Below are 17,405 nucleotides of genomic sequence, written 5' to 3'. Positions count from 1 at the left end.
AGATTATCTACGTGTTACTCACCCGTGCGCCACTCTACTCAGGATTGCAAGCAATCCCTTTCTCGTTCGACTTGCATGTGTTAAGCACGCCGCCAGCGTTCATTCTGAGCCAGGATCAAACTCTCCAGTTATAATCCTTTTACTAAAACTTGCGGTCACAGCTTCCAACGAAGCCGGACCTGCTCTTTTCTTCTTCACTGACCAATTTTCAAAGATCAAACTTGTTTTCCCGAAGGCCGCGTTGCCGTGTCCCCTCGTGAAGACCGGCGTAATATGCCTGAATTCCCCATGCCTGTCAAACCCTTTTTTAAATTTTCTTCATTTTTTTTTACCTCAATCAAAGAATCAAAAAATTTACCTTTTAATTCAGACAGTTCAAAAAACCAAGATTCCACCAGGTCCCTGCTGGGGCAAGCCCTTGTTTTAATTTTATCTGTTTTTGATGTATATTTATCCAGTGATGTCCGGTTAGGTTTTTGCTTGCTCAATAATTTTTTGATCTTTGACAATATTGTCCCTGTTTGAACTATGAGAGCCCTGCTCCTCGCAGCCAAACAGGTCATTTAGAATGGCGGTTCGCAGCTGCCGAACTCTTTTGATCGTGACCTTTTCATTAAACTGTTTTTGGCAATGGATTGCCAGTAACAGGTAAGTAATAAGGCCGCCAAGAATCTGAACCATAAGGCCGTATTCACTGCGGGCAATGAGATGATATACCTTCAGATGTTCTTTCCACCATTTGAAAAAATCCTCAATGGTCCACCGGAGTTTATAAATTGTTGCTATTTGTTCCGCTGTTAAATCATGCCTGTCAGTTGCCACATAGTATTTGACGCCAGCAATTTTATAGCCAACAACCCGAACAGGCCTTTTCGTCTGGTTTTGATTCGGAGTACCAAGTTTAACCAGTGCATCATAAAAAATGTAGCTGTCGGAAGGGGTCTCGTGGTTATCAATAATTGTTCTTGTTGTCCTGGTTTTTATACGGCAGACAAAATGTTTGCCTTGCTCCTGAAGCAGGTCAAATTCTTTATGGGATTGATATCCACGATCCATAACACCTGTTTGCCCCTTGGAAAGTATTTTGGGAACAAAAGTGCGTTCAGCGCCGTTGCCTTCAGTCAAAAAGATTTTGTTTGGGATTCCGTGATTAATGTCAAATCCGCAATGTACTTTGGCTTTTTTACTTCCTTTTCTGTAGTTCGCCCAGTGCATTGAAAGGACTGCATTTATGAGACTACCGTCAATGGAAACCAACTCTCCTAACTCGGCGTGTTCACCCGGATGACACTCAAGAGCCTGTTTATAAAGATCCTCAAAGATAAATTGCAGTTGTTCGAGTCCCCTGTGATTGATGGCTTCACAGAAACTACTACGGCTGATACCACCGTCTGGCGCAATATTTTCTTTAGCAAAAACATTCTCCTTGAGATCCTGAATTAAATGTCGGGCAGACTTGTGCTCCTGAAGATGGAAATAAACCAAAGCATTTATCTGGTCTTCGAATGTCATTTTTAAAGGGCGGTCTCCTCGAGATTGTAATTCCGGTGCTTTTGAAAGTGACTTTATCAGAGGGCACCTGAAATTGTCAAAGTTCAGGGACCGTAGTTGTTTTTTAGGGACTGAGATGTGCGTCATTTGAGCTCCTTGAGTTAAGTTTTCAAGGCGCACAAAAATTTTTACGCACATTTGTCAACACAAAACAGACTGTTTTTTCAATGATTTTAGATGCTTTTTATACGCAACAACCTAACCGGACACTACTGATATTTATCTTAGATTAAGATAAATATTTTGAAGATAATTCTAAAATTTTTAAGGAATTTTAATGATAACCCCTGTATTTATTGATGCCTCATCTGCCATTCTGCTGTTCAAGGCCGATCTTTTTATCCCGTGTACCCAAGCCTACCATCTGATCATGGCCCGAAAGGTTTTTCAAGAAGTCCGGATAAAAGGATATCCAGGGGCACAATTTTTTGGCACAATGAAAACCCAAAACAAGGTGCAGGTTCAAACACCCGGCAAAATGACCTTTCCCATTCCTTTAAAAGGTATGGGGGAGCAACAGACCCTTGCCCTTTATCACCAGCAGACCGGCACACCCTCCGGGGCCTTTGTCATCATGGATGACGGCAAAGGGGCAAAATGCTGCCGGCATCAAAACATCCCTTATATAAACGCCCTTTTGGTGCCAAAAATTTTATGGTATTCCAGGCGCATGGATGAGAAGATGTATTTAGAGAAGCAAACCGCTCTCATTGAATTGGGGCGGTATTCCCAAACCATAATTGAAAAGGCAAAGGCCTTGTCCCATGAGGATCTGGCCTATTTTATTCCCAATGAAAAAAACCACCACCCCCTCTGAGACCTGGAAAAGAAAGGCCATGGCCTTTGCCGTAAGGTCACACCGCCATTTATGGGGAAAAAACAATGAAGACCCCTTGATTTTTTTATATCACAGGGGACTGAACCATGAGTTTTCAAAACAGATCTACCTGGGCTGGAATAAATTCGGACAGGAACGGCCATATAAAGGATGGGGCATTTCAAAACCAGGCACTTTTTTTATTCCCCCGGGCATTGTCTTTCCCCACATTGTAGACCAGGAATTATTATCCATTTATATCCTTCCCATGGACACAGCCCCTGGATATTTTATTCTGCCGGGCAGTGCGCCTGGCCCGGTCATCCTGGGTGATCCTGATAATGGCACCACTTACGAAACCCAGGATTTTTTCCAGGGGCTATTCCATTTCCAGGAAGATTCAGACAAGGCCTGTGTGACAATCACCCCGGCTTAGACGGCATAATTCAAACAAAAACAAACTTATGCGAACCGCTATAGCTGCAAAGCGCCAGGCCGTGAAGCCTTAGACCGCATATTTCACAAAGCGTTTTTGCCTTAGCTGCAAGGCACCGTAGTCCTTTACTGTGAGCGGACTGTAACCCAGCAGATGAGGTAAAACGCTTTGCCCGGACAGCCGTCTTAATTAATGTAAAGGGGCCACCGGGATCTTTCGTGGCCGCCTCAGATTAACCACCACAATCCCGATCACAATACAGGAGATGGCACCTAACAGGTGGTGGGTCACGGGCTCGTCCAGCAGAATCACCCCGTTTGTAACCCCGGCCAGGGGCACGATAAAGACAAAAGAGTGCAGGGCTGTGGCCCCGAACCTCTGGAGCATGGTGTTCCAGGCCACAAATCCAAAGGCTGCGGTTATTGCTCCCTGGTAAAGTATGGTTTTTACCACCGTGGGGGTGATCTGGGTCACCATGGCCTCATCCCAGATCCAGCCGTTGAAAAAAAAGACAGGAAGCCCCAGTATCATGGGGTATAAGGTGATCTGAACCGCATGGAACCGATGGATGATCCGCTTGACATATACGGCAGATACAAACCAGCAGACCACGGCCCCGAGAACGATAAGATCCCCTTTCTGAAGATCTCCGCCCAGGTCGGGTGAATCAAAAAACAAGATCACCACCCCGACAAAGCCCAGCAAAATGCCTGCCCCCTTTTTAAAGGTGATCCGGTCTCCGGGAATAAAAAAATGGGCCAGGACAAGAACCATAAAGGGCAGAACATTGGCAACAATCGCCGCATGGGAGGCGGTGGTATGGTTAAGTCCCAGGTGGAACCCGGAGACCTGGGTGATAAACAGAGCCGATTGAACCAGGATCAGCCCCCATTGAGTGCGGTCCAGTTTCAGGTTGATTTTCTTGTATCTTGCCCAGAGCACCAGCAAAAATGCAGCCAAAGTAAACCGGGTACCGGCAGAGGTAAAGGGGCCAAGACCGGTATAGCCAAGCTTCATGGCCACCCCGTTCCCGCCGAAAAGTATGCACAGAAAAATGGTAAACACTGCGGCCCCAAGGGTCATCTCTGTATTTTTCATATTAAGGTAGAGGATCCTCTGGACTCTTCTCAATCAGGGTGGTTTTGTTCCGGCCATCCTGCTTGGATTTGTACAGGGCATTGTCGGCCCGGGCAATCCAGTCAATGGCCTCGCAGGGCAGGTCCCGGGAGCCCATACGGGCCAGGCCGAACGACATGGTCACCTGAAGGAACTCTTCCTTGACGGGCCGTCCTCTTTTATCCACACGGACAAATTTGTGGGATTCAATCCGTTTTCTGATCCGCTCCACAATCTCCATGGCCATGCCATGGTCTGTATCATCAAAGACCATTAAAAATTCTTCCCCCCCGTACCGTCCGGCCACATCAAAATACTGCCTCATGGACTGGGAAAGAATCTGGCCCACCTCCCTTAACACCATATCCCCCTGGATATGGCCGTAGGTGTCATTGACCGTTTTAAAAAAATCAATATCCCCCATGGCAATGACGGCTTCACTGCCCGATTTCCGCCTGAACCGCTTGACCACCCGGTTGACCTCCTCTTTTATCTTTCCCGAATTATACAAAGAGGTCAGATCATCATACTCTGCCTTTTGCTTAAACCGGGTTTTAAGCAAAAGCGTAGACAAAATATTGCACATCACGTCCATGGCAGAAATCTCAAAATCCAGCACCCGGGATTCATTGCCCACAAAGTCCCCGCCCACCAGATAGGCCCCGCCAAAATCCTTTGGGAAAAAGACATATCCCATGATATCGCACCCCATGCCTGCCACATTAATATGGGAGGTGCTCCGGCCGATATAGGCATTGACCTCGTTCACATAGCGCTTGTCCCTGGCATCAAGAAAAAGCCGGAGTTTCCGCCCCTCCTGAAGGTCCATTCTGGCATGGTCGGGGTCCACCACCTTGACCACTTCAAGGATGAGTCTGTCATTGATCACATTGGAGACCTTGTAAAGCACGGAAACATCAAAGTGCATGGTCTGGCGGATGATTTCAAGGGGGTGGTTAAAGCATTGATTGGTGGCAACCTCATTGTCCGCTTCTGTATCAAGGTCTTTTAAAAAACCGGTCAGTTCTCCCAGGGCATTGAGGATCAGCCGGGCATTGGATGCATGTTTTTTCATGAACTCTTCCTTTCCGAGTCAAAGACAATCTTTCCTTCAAAATCCAGGATAATGATCCGGATCTCGATCTGGTCCCGGGCAAAGCCAAGGGCATGGTCCCTGGCCGTGGCTCCCACCCGGGCCAAAAGGCCGGGATAATCCGGATACACAAAAGAAAAGGCATGGCGGGCCGTATTGGCTGTAACAATATTTTGAACAAGAGCCTTATCCCGGGTCTCCTGCCCGGCCCAATCTGCCAGGGTTTTCAGGGTGAGTTCGGATTTGGCCGCATGGGTGTGCTCAAATCCCAGGGCCATTTTAACGGCCTTGCCGAAAAATATGGTATAAATGATCTTCTCAATTGACCCGGGCCCCGGCGCCATGGCCCTGGACTCATTTTCAGCCCCAACCATATCAATGCCTGCCTTGAAAAAATCCCCGGTCTGAATAAAGGCCTGGGAGGGGTATTGGGAAAAAATATCCATGGCATATCTTTCACTGCGACGGCCCGTGGTAAAGACCAGGCAAGAGGCGCCATTGGCCCTTGCAACAGAGATCCCCGACCGGATGGTGGCAATATAGGCATCATGGGACAGGGGCCTGACAATGCCTGTGGTGCCTAAAATGGAGATTCCCCCGAGGATGCCCAGCCGCATGTTCAAGGTTTTTTTGGCCAGGGCCTCGCCTTTGGGAACAAAAACCTCCACATTTACCCTGTGGCAAAACCCCTGGCCAAGCTGGGCAAATGCGGATTTCACCGATTCTTTAATCATCTGTTTCGGGCCTGAATTAATGGCCGGTTCTCCAACCTCCACCTCAAGACCGGGCTTGGTCACCACCCCCACGCCTTTGCCGCCGCAAATCCGAATTTCAGGCAGATCTGCCGGTGCCAGGGTCAAATTGACACCGATCTGAGCCTTGTGGGTGATGTCAGGATCATCTCCGGCATCCTTGATAATAAGGGCCGTGGCGCAGGTCTTGGAGGCCCGGATCACCTGGTGCACCGGAATGATTTTTTTTTCTCCGGTTAAAAATAAGATCTCAACCCTGGCAGGGGGCTTAGGGGAAAAAAGCGACAACAGGGCTGCCTTGGCTGCGGCAGCAGCAGCAGCCCCTGTGGTGAATCCTGATTTCAGCCTTTTTTTTGCCATGCTTATCCCTTGGAAGACCTGGCCTGCCGGAAAGCCTCACAGCAACCGACAAATCTCGGGGCAGCCCCGGGGCTGCTCCCAAAATGCAGGTGAAAATAAGAGCCCAGGGTCATATTTTTCTGATACCCCTTTAATGAGACCTTTTGCCCAACCCTGGAGGCCACCTCGTATACCGTGTCAGAAACATTTTCACAGGGTTGGGTTTCAACCATGGAAGAATAGTGAAATTCATGGCCCCGCATCCTGTCCCCTTTTTTACCGATCAGGGTATCCCGGGTCAGGGTAATTTCCCTGTATCCCAGGGATCTGAGCCGCGTTGACATTTGGATATCAAACTCAAACACCCCGCACATCCGGGCAGGCGCTTCTGACCGGGCCGAAATCAGATCCCGGCACAGGAACATAAACCCCCCGCATTCCCCGTAAATGGGCATTCCCCCAAGGCTGGCCTCTTGGATCTGATCCAGCAGCAGGGTTTTTGTGGCCAAGGCTTTGGCATTGAGTTCAGGGTATCCCCCGCCAAAATAGATCCCGTCTATGTCCTCGGGCAAACAAGAGGCGGTTAAAGGAGAAAAATAGACCAGTTCTGCCCCTGCCGCCTCAAGCATCTCCAGATTATCCGGGTAATAAAAACAAAAGGCCTTGTCCCTGGCCACGGCAATCCGGGCGCGGCCGGGTCCCTGCACAGCTTTTAACCCCGGGACACGGGTTTCACCCGCCCTTACCCGGGTGGCTGATGGATCTTGCTTGATTCTTGGCGTATCGGCCCGTCCGATTTCCGGAAATTCCAGGTCCAAAAGCCCATTGATCAGCCGGTCCATGTCCAAATGGTCGTCCACCATGGAGACCAGGGCAGAAAGGGTCTTGGATGAAATGGGCATTTCATCGGCTGTGACCAGACCCAGATGACGTTCGGGCATGACAATTTTTTCATTTTGCGGCAAATACCCCAGACAGGGAGTGGTGCAGTTTTGCTCAACGGCATCCTTTAAATATTGATAGTGGCGCTGGCTGCCGGCCTGGGCAAAAACCACCCCGGCAAATTTAAGATCCGGGTCAAAGGCTTCAAATCCCTTTACAATAGCTGCCGCACTCCTGGCCTTGCCCTTTGCAGAGACAACCAGCAGAACCGGCAGGTCCAGCCACTTGGCCATCTGGGCGGTGGAGCCTGTGTCTGACAGGACATCATACCCGTCAAACAAGCCCATCACCCCCTCTACAACCGCAATCTCCCGATCCCTTGACTTGGAATAAAAAAGATCGCGATTGTAGGATCTGGACAGCATCCAGGAATCCAAATTAAAGCTGACAGATCCTGCCACCTTTGAATGAAGGCCGGGATCGATAAAATCCGGGCCCACCTTAAAGGGGGCCACACGTATCCCTTTTTTTTCCAGCCAGGCCATGAGGGCCAGACTGATAGTTGTTTTTCCCGTGCCGCTGCCCGTGGCACCGATGACAAAACCTTTGATGGTATCCCCCCTTTTCAGCCTTGGGCGTAAGCGGCTATGGCCAGGGCATTCACCACACTGGCCGCAATATTGGATCCCCCTTTTCTCCCCTGGTTAGTGATATAGGGAATATCCAGGGCCATGAGGGCCTCCTTGGATTCAGACGCATTGACAAAGCCCACGGGAAATCCGATCACCAGGGCCGGGGCGGCCTTTTTGTCTTGGATGAGTTCAATCAGGCGCAGCAGGGCCGTGGGCGCGTTTCCCACCACATAAATGCCCTGTCCCAGGGTTTCACAGGCCATGTCCACGGCAGCCAAAGCCCGGGTGGTCCCCTTATCTTCGGCCATCTCGGCCACCGCCCTCTCCCCGATCAAGCAGCTCACACTGCCCCCAAAGGAGTCTATTTCTTTTTTCCGGATCCCCACCCTTGCCATATTGGTGTCTGTTACAATTTTGCACCCGGATCGAATGGCTTTAATTCCTTTTGCCACGGCATTTTGATTAAACCGGATGGTATGGATATACTCAAAATCCGCCGAGGTATGGATCATCCGTCTCACCACAGGCCATCGCTCCGGGCTGAACCCGTGGTCGCCTGCTTCATCTTCTATGATCTTAAAACTTAAGTCTTCAATTTCCTGGGGTTTCATTGATGGTTCTCATTCCTTTTTAAGGATAATCGTTGGCTGATCCTGATTTAATATCATTTTTCATTGACCTTTGGCAATCGAAGTCTCTTTCCAGAATGCTAGATTATTAAATGAAAACAAATCATATATTTTTGTATTGACAGGCCTTGTGTTGGCCTGGATCGGATTTTCTCACAACTTGCCATAAGTGTCTGAGTTCATGAGATTACCCCATTTTATTTGCATTGTGCAAATAAATGAATTAGTAATTTATTCATGACCTTAGACAAGCGGCCATTAAACCTGTCCGAAGATGAAATCAAGGACCTTCTTTTCAACTGCTTCCGCGCCATCTACAAGTTTGAGCAGGACAAGGTCAAATGTTTTGAACTCAACTATGATGCCATTTTTCTGCTCCAGTTTCTACGCCGGCAGTCCCCGTCCACCATGGGCGACATTTCCAGGGAAATGCAGGTGCCCGTGAGCACGGCCACCCGGGTAGTGGACCGTCTGGCCGCAAGGGGCATGGTTTCCCGGAAAAAAACCGCAAAAGACAAGCGCATTGTCCAGGTCTCCTTAGATGCCAGGGGAGAAAATCTGGTCAAGGCTGTTGAAGACCATTCCTCTGATATTATTCTTAAAAATCTTTCAACCTTGACCCATGAACAGATAAAGGCGGTTCTGACCACAGCCCGATTAATGGACGGCCTGCTCCATATACCTAAATAATCGGCCGGAGATCCCGGTCCGGCCCAAAATTTTGGGCAAAAGCAACAAAAAGCACCAAAGTTTACCCCAGTGTTGGGCAAGCCTTGACACCAAGACAGGTTCGGGAATTTTGCGATAAATCCAGGGGGTTAATCGATTCTAAAAAGGTGGTGCAGATGCAGTTTGACTATGTAATTATCGGCAGCGGGTTCGGCGGCAATGTCTCGGCCTTGAGGCTGGCCGAAAAAGGATACCGGGTGGCTGTGGTGGAACAGGGTGGCCATGTCGGGCCTGACCGGATCAAGGCGGGTGCCCGGGATTATAAAAAACTGCTATGGATGCCGGGTCTGGGAATGGACGGTTATTTTTCCCAGGCCATATTCAAACATCTGGGTGTGGTCGGCAGGGTCGGGGTGGGCGGCGGCAGCCTGGTCTATGCCTCGGTACTCTTAAAGCCCAAGGCCCGGTTTTACAAAGATCCCCTCTGGTCCAGCCTGGGCATTGACTGGGAAAAGGAGATGGCCCCGTTTTACGAAACCGCTTCCCAAATGCTCGGAGTCACCCCAAATCCCGGCTTTGACACCATGGACCGATATCTTAAAAAGACTGCTCGGAAAATGGGAGTCGAAAAAAGCTTTGGCCCCACCCCCATGGGCATTTATTTTGACCGGCCGGGTATCACGGTCAATGATCCTTATTTTAAAGGCCGGGGGCCTGAGCGGACCGGCTGCCGCATGTGCGGGGAATGCCTTGCCGGGTGCAGCCATGGGTCTAAAAACAGTCTGGATAAAAACTATCTTTTCCTGGCCCGGAAAAAAGGGGTGCGCATCCTTGACCAAAGAAAGGTGGTCAATATTATGCCCACCCGTGACGGGGGGTATACGCTTTCCATGACCCATCCGCTCAAGCCCTTGACCCGATATCCCGACATCAGGGCATCAAAGGTCATTGTGGCCGCGGGCGTGCTCGGCTCTTTGGCACTTCTCTTCAGGTGCCGTGATCTCACAAAGACGCTTCCTTTGATCTCACGCCAGATGGGCAAGGTGGTCCGGACCAATTCGGAAGCCATTGTGGGTGTCCTCTCCCAAAATCCTGATATTGACCTGTCAAAGGGAACCGCCATCTCTTCTGATTTTTATCCGGATGCACACACCCATATCACCCAGAACCGGTTTCCCAGGGGATTTTCCTTTCAAAAATGGTATTTCGGCCCCATGGTTGACCATGACAATCCCAGAATCCGTGCCGTGAAAACCCTTGGCAAAATGCTTGCCCGTCCAAAAATACTGGTGGAAAACTGGTCTGCAAAAAACTGGCACAAACGGATGACCGTGCTCACGGTGATGCAGGATCTGGACAATCAGATTTCATTCAAATACAAACCCTGTCCCAGCGCCCTGTTTTTAAAACATTCGCTTAAAACCGTACCGATCAAAGGGAAACAGGCCCCGACCAATCTGCGTGTGGCCAACAAGGCCGCCACCACCCTGGCCGGCCTGACCTGCGGGATTCCCCTGAATATCGCCATGGAAAGCCTGGGCAATTTATCCTTTACCGCCCATGTCCTGGGGGGATGCCACATGGGATCCTCTGCCCGGAACGGGGTGATTGACACCTCTCACCAGGTATTTGGTCATCCGGGACTCTACATCATGGACGGATCTGCCATATCCGCCAATATCGGGGTCAACCCGAGCCTGACCATCACAGCCATGGCTGAAAGGGCCATGGGCCTGGTTCCGCCTAAAAACACAAATATCAAAAAAGGACTAAGATGAACGATCTAAACCCTGAATTTAACCCTTTTTTCATGTGGAGCAACCGCCCAAAAATCCTCTACGCCCCAGGGGTCAGAGAGGAACTGGGATTTGAATTACAAACTCTTGGGGCCCAAAGGCCCTTGTTTATCACGGACCGCGGCGTGCGGGAAGCCGGTGTCACCCAAATGGTGATTGATGCGGCCCGGGCAGACGGGTTTGAACCGGCGGGCATCTTTGATGAGATTCTTCAGGATGCAAGAATCGACATCATCAACAAAGGGGCGCCCTTTTACAAAACATGCCGGGCAGACGCCATGGTGGTGGTGGGCGGGGGCTCTGTCATGGACACGGCCCAGGCCATTAACATCATGATCGGAGAAGGCATAAAAGATTTTCGTCCTTTGGCAGAACAGGCCGCCCTTTACGAGAATCCAGCCTCTTTGCCTCCCCAAGTTGTCTTTCCCACCACCGCGGGCACCGGCAGCGAGGTGACCAACGGACTGGTGGTCCTGGATTCTGATGCCGGGAAAAAAATAGGGGTGGCCCATCCCTTTAATGCCGATATTGCCATGCTGGATCCTGAACTCATCCTGGGGCTGCCCCAAGAGATGACCGCCGCCACAGGCATGGATGCCCTGACCCATGCCCTGGGCGGAGAGTACAAAATCCCCCACGGCATTGCCAATGCCATCCTGTTGCCCTGGGTCATGGCCTTTAACCTTGAGGCCGCCCCAGAACGCTATGCCATAATTGCCAAGGCCCTGGGCGTAAACACCCAAAATCTAACCCTTCAGGAGGCTGGCCAGGCTTCGGTTGAGGCGGTGATCCAGCTGAAAAAAAAATTCATCTCACCCCCACACTTGAGACCTATCATGTCCCGGACCAAAAAGAGCTTTTGGAATCTTTGGTTGAAAAAGCCGCCTGTGATTCCCAGTTGTCCTACAACCCCAGGGAAATGGATGAAGAGGATATCCTCCAAATTTTCCTAAACGCAAGGAGTCAATCATGAAATATTGGGACTCACCCGCCCAGGCCATCACGGCCTTTTTAAAACTCATGGAAAAAATTGAACAGGATGAAAAACTATTGACCGGCATCAAAAAAATCAACCAGCTGATCTGGTACGATTACACCCAAAACGGGGAGGAGTGCTCATTCTGGTCGGACTGCCGGAACAACCAGTTTTCCTATGGCCCGGGCAGACCCGGTGACAAACCCAATCTGACCCTGATTCTCTCCGCAGACCAGGGCCATCTTTCCTGGGCCAATAAAATCAATGCAGCCATGGCCATTACCCGGGGAAGAATTAAAATCAAAGGCTCGGCCATGGGCTTGTTAAGACTGGCCCCCAAATCCAGAAAAGTGGCCAAACTTTATGAATCCGCCTTGACAGAGCTTGGATTCCAGGACAAGCTGGAGATATAAACGAGAGCATATGGTTTTTTATCAATATATTGAGACCGGACTTGTCTGGGGCAACCGGAGCGCCAGGGGAATACCCGGGCCGGGACAATGATCTGGCGCCAATCCAGGAACAAAAACATCATCGTCCAGGGTTTTCTAAAAATGTGGAATGGAAATTGCTCATTCAAGGGTAGAAAAAAACAAGGGTGCCGGACATTCAGGCCCTTAATGGATCTAACCTTTAAAAAGGACACCTAAAATGGCAAAAGACCTCTATTTCACCAAAGACCATGAGCTGGTCAGAAAAGCAGTGGCGGATTTTATCAAACAAGAGATCAACCCCAACATTGACCAATGGGAAGAAGAGGGCAAAACCCCGCTTCATGATGTTTTCAAAAAAATGGGGGAACTGGGCTTTTTGGGCATCCGGTATGATACCCAATACGGGGGAGAAGGGCTGGACTATTGGTATGAACTTGTTTTTCTCGAAGAGATCGCCAAAATCAGGGCCACCCCGGCCATTTATGACTTTGGCAGCGAATACCTTAAAAAGACCTATCTAACACCCGCCCTTAAAGGAGAGATGGTCTCTGCCATTGCCGTTACAGAGCCGGATGCCGGTTCTGATGTGGCAGCCTTGAAAACCTTTGCCCAAAAACAGGGGGATCACTATATCCTCAACGGGTCCAAGACCTATATCACCAACGGCACCCAGGCCGATTTTTTAACCCTGCTGGCCCGGACAAGCGATGAGCCCGGGTACCACAGCTTCAGCCTCTTTGTGGTTCCAACAGATTTAGACGGCTTTTCCGTAAGCAAAAAGCTGGACAAGATGGGCATGCGCAGCTCTGATACGGCTGAGCTGTTTTTCGACAATATGAAAATCCCGGCCCAAAACCTCATCGGCACCGAAGGTGAAGGCTTTATCCAGCAGATGATGCAGTTCCAGCATGAACGGTTTTCCGCCCTGCCCCTGGCATACGGCACCTCTGAGATGATCCTCAAGGAAACCGTGGACTATCTGCGCTCCCGGAAGGTATTCGGCAAACCCCTGATCAAACAGCAGGTCATCCGCCACAACCTGGCCCAGTGGAAGGCTGAAATCCTCGCCCTCAAGCAGCTGACCTACCATATTGTCCGGCTGAAGACCGCAGGAATGGACGCCTCAAAAGAGGTCTCCATGGGCAAGCTTTTAGCGGCCCAGGTGGTGCAGAAGGTGGCAGACGGCTGCCTCCAGTATTTCGGGGGATCCGGTTTTATGAACGAGATGCCCATATCCCGGTTTTTCAGGGATTCAAAACTCATCTCCGTGGGCGGCGGGGCAGATGAAGTCATGAAGGATATTATCGCCAAACTCGAAGGATATTAAGGCACCCGGCAAAGAGGCGGACCATTTCCTGTGGCCAGGGTGTCTTGGAAAGGATAAACAATGGGAAAAGACAGAGCACTTGAGATCCTGGCCCAATCCTCAGTTTTTGAAGATGAGTTTTCCATTGACTGGGTCATTGAACTGACCGGGGAAAAAGCTCTCAAGGTGTTGTCTGCCCTTGAGTTCGGCTGTGAAAACCATTGGATTAAAAACAGCAATACCGGCATTTTCAAATTCAATGACCCTGAAAAACAATCCCAGTTCCTTTCCGGTCTCTCCGGCTCTCAATCAGGAATTCTCCATGCCAGGGCCCTGGAAATCCTGTCCAAAGAACTGCCGGATATGCCTGAAAAAAACTCCAGGCTCACCACCCACCTGCTCAAGATCAAAAACCAGATCCAGGGGTGCGGCCTGCTCGTGGAAGAGGGGGACAATCAGAGAAAAGCCTGGCGGTTTGACAGAGCCCAAATTTTTTATGACAAGGCGTTGGAGGACGTATCCCTGCTCAAAGGAAAACAGGCAGATGAGCTGTTCATCCATATCACCTTGAAATACGCCAAGATATGGACGGCCTCCCAGAGCTACCAGCGGGCCAAAACCACATTAAAACAAGCCCTTTCAAAGGCCAAAACCCTGGACGATAAAACCGTTCTTCCCCTGCTCCGCCTGAACCTGGCCTACCAGGAGTTATTTTTCGGAAAATACGATACCGCCCAAACCCAGATTGAAAAGGGCAGACAGATGATCAAAAACTCTGAAGATCCTGCCCTGATCCGGTCCTTAAAATTATTTGACATGTTTCTGCTCTATTGGCAAGGGCTCTTCACCCGTGCATTTGCAGGCTATGAAGCCTATATCCCTGCCATTGAGACCCCGCCTGAAACCCGGTTTGACTGTTTTGCCAAGCTCATTGCAGGCCATGCCTCGGGCCTGAGCGGCAACATCAGCCAGGGCATCGGCATGATTGATGCGGTCCACCAGCACACCACCACCCTTGGGGACCTGGGCACGGCCTCCTATGCCTCTTTGACCATGGGCTCTTTGCTGGGAAACCTCAACCGGTTTGAGGATGCCATTGTCTACTATGAGCAGACCCTGGAAGAGGCCCGGGCCAGCCAAAGCTCCAGACCCAGGGTCTATGGCCTCTTATCCCTGGGTAGACGGGATCTGCCTGGACAAGATCCTGGAAAAAAACCAAAAAAGCCATAATATCTTCATGCAGGGCATGGGATTTTACTACCGCGCCCTGACCATGGAGGCCCAAAACAAACCGGAATCAAAGGTGATCCGGACATTTCAAAAGGCCATGGACCAGATCCGGCACTCGGGCCACCAGATCTGCCTGGCACGGGCCGGAATTTCCATGGCCAGGTTCCTGCAGCGCAAAAACAGAGAAAAACAGGCCATTGAAACAGCTGCCCCCCTGGTTAAATCCTTGTTTGCCATAGACAAGCAGCTCATTCCGGATGATTTTTCCTTTCTGGTCAAAGAATCCTCTGACCAGGACTTTCTGCTCAGGGAAATTTTAAACCTGGGCCGGGAAATCGCCAACATGAGAGATTCCCATGATCTACTCAACAAAATCATATCTGCGGTCAACAGGATCACGGCAGCAGAGCGGGGTGCTATTTTTCTGGCCCAGGAAAACTCAGGAGAACTTATTCTCGAGGCCGCCAAAAACCTGACCCAGGACCAGATCATGTCCAAAGGGTTTGCCGCATCCATGAAGATTGTTGAAAAAACAGCGCTTTCAGAGGAGGGCGGCATTTTCGATCCCCAGGTAAACCCGAAGGTCCGGGGATCAAAAAGGGAACGGATCCAATCTTTGATCTGTGTGCCCATGCGGATGAATAACCGCCTTATCGGCGTGCTCTATCATGATAACCGGCTCTTTAAAAGCGTGTTCAAGAAAACCGACCTTGAGGTGTTAAACTATTTTGCAGCCCAGGCCGCCATTGCCATTGACAATGCCAGGGTGTACCAGACCCTTGAATCCCTTTACCAGAAAGAAAGGGAGGAAAAAAGATATTACGAGGAGCAGTTCAAAGAAAACCTGGCCATGGGGGAAATCGTGGGCAAAAGCCCTGCCATCCAACAGGTATTTTCACTCATTGAATCCGTGGCAAAAACCGACACCACCGTGCTGATCACAGGGAAAACCGGGGTGGGCAAGGAACTTGTGGCAAGGGCCCTTCACCAGAACAGCCTGCGCAGCGACGGGCCCTTTATCCGGGTCAACTGCGCCGCTCTCCCTGAAAGCCTGATCGCAAGCGAATTGTTCGGCCATGAAAAAGGCGCCTTTACCGGGGCCACCAAACAGCGGATCGGCCGGTTTGAGCTGGCAGACAAGGGCACCCTGTTTTTGGATGAGATCGGGGATATCTCCCCCTATATCCAGGTCAGGATGCTCAGGGTCCTTCAAAACCATGAATTCGAGCGGGTGGGCTCCCAAAAGACCATCCAGTCCAACTTCAGGCTGATCACGGCCACGAACAAGGATCTCAAGGCAGAGCTTAACGGCGAGGCCCCGACATCCGATAAAGCCCTTGGCTCCATGGCAGATGTAGAACGGGCCCATATCCTGGCCGTACTCAAACAGACCCGGGGTAAAATTAACGGAAAGGACGGGGCTGCAAAAATTTTAGGCCTCCACCCCTCCACCCTGCGTTTCAGGATCAAAAAACTGGGGATTTCCATTGAACGCAGCCCGGTCCGGAGATAAGCCTTGATCAGCGAGGCCTTGTCATAAATGAACTTCCGGAAAAAAACACACCTCTTATGTTTGATAATCCCCTGGATTATAAGTGCTATGTCTGCCCTGCCGGCATTGGCCTGGACCCCCCTGAAGCCGGCCGCCCCCATCAAGCGGCGGCCCCTGGCCATGACCATTGACCAGGCCAAAACAAGCCTGGGGTTTTCTCTCCAGCGGACCCAAGATGATTTAAATACAAAAGGCATAAAAATAAAATTTGCCATTATTGATACGGGCTTTGAAGGCCTTGACCCATGGCTGGACACCCATCCTGAAGAAAAAAAATATACCCATTATATCTCAGTGACCCGGAGCGGCAAAAAAATTCCCGGAAACCACGGGTATTATGCCTATCGTGTGGCCAGAAAGATCCTGCCCCATGCCCATCTTTATCTTCTTGACAAGGGCCATACCGACAAGGACCTGGCCCTCGCCCTTAACACCATGGTCAAAAACAAGGTCTTTATGGGCAGTTTCAGCCAGGGATCAAGTGTCTATTTCGGCCAGCCTGAAACCGATTTTAAAACCAACAAGCATAAGCTTATAAAGATGCTCAACCACTATGAAATCACCCTGTTCCAGGCCGTGGGAAATGACCGGTCCAAGGTGCATTTTTTCCCTTACCAGGACCTGAACAGGGACAAGGTGCTTGAATTTTTACCCAGGGCAAAAACCAGAGCAGACCGCAACCGGATCATCCTGTTTGAGCAGCATGAACTGACCCTGGAATTGTTCTGGAACGAATTTCCCAAAAAAAAATCAGACCTCATTGTCCAGCTCGTGGACAAAACCGGAAGACTCATTACCCAGGCAGATTCCCTGGACAGTAAAATCCCGAGAATCCGGCTGACCTATCTGCCCAGGGAAAAGCAGCTGGCCGACATTAAACTCATTGCCCAAAAAGTTGTGAACCCGGAAAATCTTAAATTCAGCCTCTATGTAAACCAGACCAACCTGGAAAAAGGCTTTTTTAACGGGTTTGAACGAACCGCAGCCCTGTCCAAATTTGAATCCCCGTTTTTAATCTCTGTGGGATCCTACGGCCGGGACAAAAACCAGCCCGCCCCGTCTTACTTTTCAAGCCACGGACAGACCGTGGACGGTGATGTGATTCCCCATATTCTGGGGCCTGGCCAGCTGAAATTGGCAGAAAAAAAAATAATCATGGCACCTCGTATTCCACCCCGTTTTTAGCGGCCCTTTA

At 50.2% G+C, this 17,405-nt stretch carries 16 protein-coding genes and 1 rRNA gene (1 of these 17 cut by a window edge); 10 read left to right on the top strand and 7 right to left on the bottom strand.

The features are described 5' to 3' along the window. Both HUN05_03585 and HUN05_03580 read right to left on the bottom strand, forming a co-directional pair. Positions 1-131: ribosomal RNA gene (locus HUN05_03585) — 16S ribosomal RNA — on the bottom strand (it extends 1,431 nt beyond the left edge of the window). A 337-nt stretch (positions 132-468) separates the two neighbouring features. Further along, the gene (locus HUN05_03580) at positions 469-1,638 is read right to left on the bottom strand and encodes an IS4 family transposase (GenBank protein WDP87908.1); all 1,170 of its coding nucleotides are present in this window, start codon (positions 1,636-1,638) and stop codon (positions 469-471) included. Positions 1,639-1,828: 190 nt separating this feature from the next. Here HUN05_03580 and HUN05_03575 point away from each other — a divergent pair, with 190 nt between their 5' ends. Further along, positions 1,829-2,368 (top strand): hypothetical protein, encoded by a 540-nt coding sequence (locus HUN05_03575; protein ID WDP84348.1) that lies wholly within the window; start codon positions 1,829-1,831, stop codon positions 2,366-2,368. Next, entirely contained in the window at positions 2,343-2,804 is a 462-nt protein-coding gene (locus HUN05_03570) for a hypothetical protein (protein WDP84347.1), read from the top strand. Before HUN05_03575 ends, HUN05_03570 begins: the two co-directional genes overlap by 26 nt. Positions 2,805-2,993: 189 nt before the next feature. On the opposite strand, the gene HUN05_03565 is transcribed toward HUN05_03570, so the two are convergent. From HUN05_03565 to HUN05_03545, 5 genes are read right to left on the bottom strand one after another with little or no spacing between them, the layout of a single operon-like run. Beyond that, a complete protein-coding gene (locus HUN05_03565; GenBank protein ID WDP84346.1) occupies positions 2,994-3,902 on the bottom strand; it encodes a DMT family transporter in 909 nt (302 codons plus the stop codon). 1 nt (position 3,903) lies between these two features. Continuing rightward, on the bottom strand, positions 3,904-4,995 hold the full coding sequence (locus HUN05_03560; protein WDP84345.1) for a GGDEF domain-containing protein: 1,092 nt from the start codon (positions 4,993-4,995) through the stop codon (positions 3,904-3,906). Beyond that, a complete protein-coding gene (locus tag HUN05_03555; protein ID WDP84344.1) occupies positions 4,992-6,125 on the bottom strand; it encodes a cobalt-precorrin-5B (C(1))-methyltransferase in 1,134 nt (377 codons plus the stop codon). Before HUN05_03555 ends, HUN05_03560 begins: the two co-directional genes overlap by 4 nt. 2 nt (positions 6,126-6,127) lie before the next feature. Beyond that, positions 6,128-7,597, bottom strand: coding sequence for a cobyrinate a,c-diamide synthase (locus tag HUN05_03550; GenBank protein ID WDP87907.1), 1,470 nt, complete (start codon positions 7,595-7,597; stop codon positions 6,128-6,130). 14 nt (positions 7,598-7,611) lie between these two features. Continuing rightward, on the bottom strand, positions 7,612-8,229 hold the full coding sequence (locus HUN05_03545) for a precorrin-8X methylmutase (GenBank protein WDP84343.1): 618 nt from the start codon (positions 8,227-8,229) through the stop codon (positions 7,612-7,614). A 255-nt stretch (positions 8,230-8,484) separates the two neighbouring features. On the opposite strand from HUN05_03545, the gene HUN05_03540 reads away from it, so the two are divergent. The 8 genes from HUN05_03540 (at position 8,485) to HUN05_03505 (ending at position 17,395) form a co-directional block, all read left to right on the top strand. Further along, positions 8,485-8,937, top strand: coding sequence for a MarR family transcriptional regulator (locus tag HUN05_03540; protein WDP84342.1), 453 nt, complete (start codon positions 8,485-8,487; stop codon positions 8,935-8,937). 155 nt (positions 8,938-9,092) lie between these two features. Further along, positions 9,093-10,694 (top strand): GMC family oxidoreductase, encoded by a 1,602-nt coding sequence (locus HUN05_03535; GenBank protein WDP87906.1) that lies wholly within the window; start codon positions 9,093-9,095, stop codon positions 10,692-10,694. Beyond that, complete coding sequence (locus HUN05_03530; GenBank protein ID WDP84341.1) at positions 10,691-11,665, top strand: iron-containing alcohol dehydrogenase; 975 nt, start codon at positions 10,691-10,693, stop codon at positions 11,663-11,665. The genes HUN05_03535 and HUN05_03530 overlap by 4 nt, the downstream gene beginning before the upstream one ends. 16 nt (positions 11,666-11,681) lie before the next feature. After that, positions 11,682-12,101, top strand: coding sequence for an SCP2 sterol-binding domain-containing protein (locus tag HUN05_03525; GenBank protein WDP84340.1), 420 nt, complete (start codon positions 11,682-11,684; stop codon positions 12,099-12,101). Between the two features lie 238 nt (positions 12,102-12,339). Beyond that, positions 12,340-13,449 (top strand): acyl-CoA dehydrogenase family protein, encoded by a 1,110-nt coding sequence (locus HUN05_03520; protein WDP84339.1) that lies wholly within the window; start codon positions 12,340-12,342, stop codon positions 13,447-13,449. 60 nt (positions 13,450-13,509) lie between these two features. Beyond that, a complete protein-coding gene (locus HUN05_03515) occupies positions 13,510-14,658 on the top strand; it encodes a hypothetical protein (GenBank protein WDP84338.1) in 1,149 nt (382 codons plus the stop codon). After that, complete coding sequence (locus tag HUN05_03510; protein WDP84337.1) at positions 14,588-16,171, top strand: sigma 54-interacting transcriptional regulator; 1,584 nt, start codon at positions 14,588-14,590, stop codon at positions 16,169-16,171. The genes HUN05_03515 and HUN05_03510 overlap by 71 nt, the downstream gene beginning before the upstream one ends. Positions 16,172-16,258: 87 nt before the next feature. Continuing rightward, the gene (locus HUN05_03505; GenBank protein WDP84336.1) at positions 16,259-17,395 is read left to right on the top strand and encodes a hypothetical protein; all 1,137 of its coding nucleotides are present in this window, start codon (positions 16,259-16,261) and stop codon (positions 17,393-17,395) included. The last annotated feature ends 10 nt before the right edge of the window (positions 17,396-17,405 follow it).

Origin of the sequence: Desulfobacter sp. (assembly GCA_028768545.1) — a bacterium.
Taxonomy (GTDB): Bacteria; Desulfobacterota; Desulfobacteria; order Desulfobacterales; family Desulfobacteraceae; genus Desulfobacter.
This window is presented reverse-complemented; position numbering and strand designations above follow the sequence as displayed.

Coding starts and splice junctions, on each gene's coding strand:
- HUN05_03580 (WDP87908.1), bottom strand. CDS start 1,638: ATGACGCACATCTCAGTCCCTAAAAAACAACTACGGTCCCTGAACTTT.
- HUN05_03575 (WDP84348.1), top strand. CDS start 1,829: ATGATAACCCCTGTATTTATTGATGCCTCATCTGCCATTCTGCTGTTC.
- HUN05_03570 (WDP84347.1), top strand. CDS start 2,343: ATGAAAAAAACCACCACCCCCTCTGAGACCTGGAAAAGAAAGGCCATG.
- HUN05_03565 (WDP84346.1), bottom strand. CDS start 3,902: ATGAAAAATACAGAGATGACCCTTGGGGCCGCAGTGTTTACCATTTTT.
- HUN05_03560 (WDP84345.1), bottom strand. CDS start 4,995: ATGAAAAAACATGCATCCAATGCCCGGCTGATCCTCAATGCCCTGGGA.
- HUN05_03555 (WDP84344.1), bottom strand. CDS start 6,125: ATGGCAAAAAAAAGGCTGAAATCAGGATTCACCACAGGGGCTGCTGCT.
- HUN05_03545 (WDP84343.1), bottom strand. CDS start 8,229: ATGAAACCCCAGGAAATTGAAGACTTAAGTTTTAAGATCATAGAAGAT.
- HUN05_03540 (WDP84342.1), top strand. CDS start 8,485: ATGACCTTAGACAAGCGGCCATTAAACCTGTCCGAAGATGAAATCAAG.
- HUN05_03535 (WDP87906.1), top strand. CDS start 9,093: ATGCAGTTTGACTATGTAATTATCGGCAGCGGGTTCGGCGGCAATGTC.
- HUN05_03530 (WDP84341.1), top strand. CDS start 10,691: ATGAACGATCTAAACCCTGAATTTAACCCTTTTTTCATGTGGAGCAAC.
- HUN05_03525 (WDP84340.1), top strand. CDS start 11,682: ATGAAATATTGGGACTCACCCGCCCAGGCCATCACGGCCTTTTTAAAA.
- HUN05_03520 (WDP84339.1), top strand. CDS start 12,340: ATGGCAAAAGACCTCTATTTCACCAAAGACCATGAGCTGGTCAGAAAA.
- HUN05_03515 (WDP84338.1), top strand. CDS start 13,510: ATGGGAAAAGACAGAGCACTTGAGATCCTGGCCCAATCCTCAGTTTTT.
- HUN05_03510 (WDP84337.1), top strand. CDS start 14,588: ATGGCCTCTTATCCCTGGGTAGACGGGATCTGCCTGGACAAGATCCTG.
- HUN05_03505 (WDP84336.1), top strand. CDS start 16,259: ATGTCTGCCCTGCCGGCATTGGCCTGGACCCCCCTGAAGCCGGCCGCC.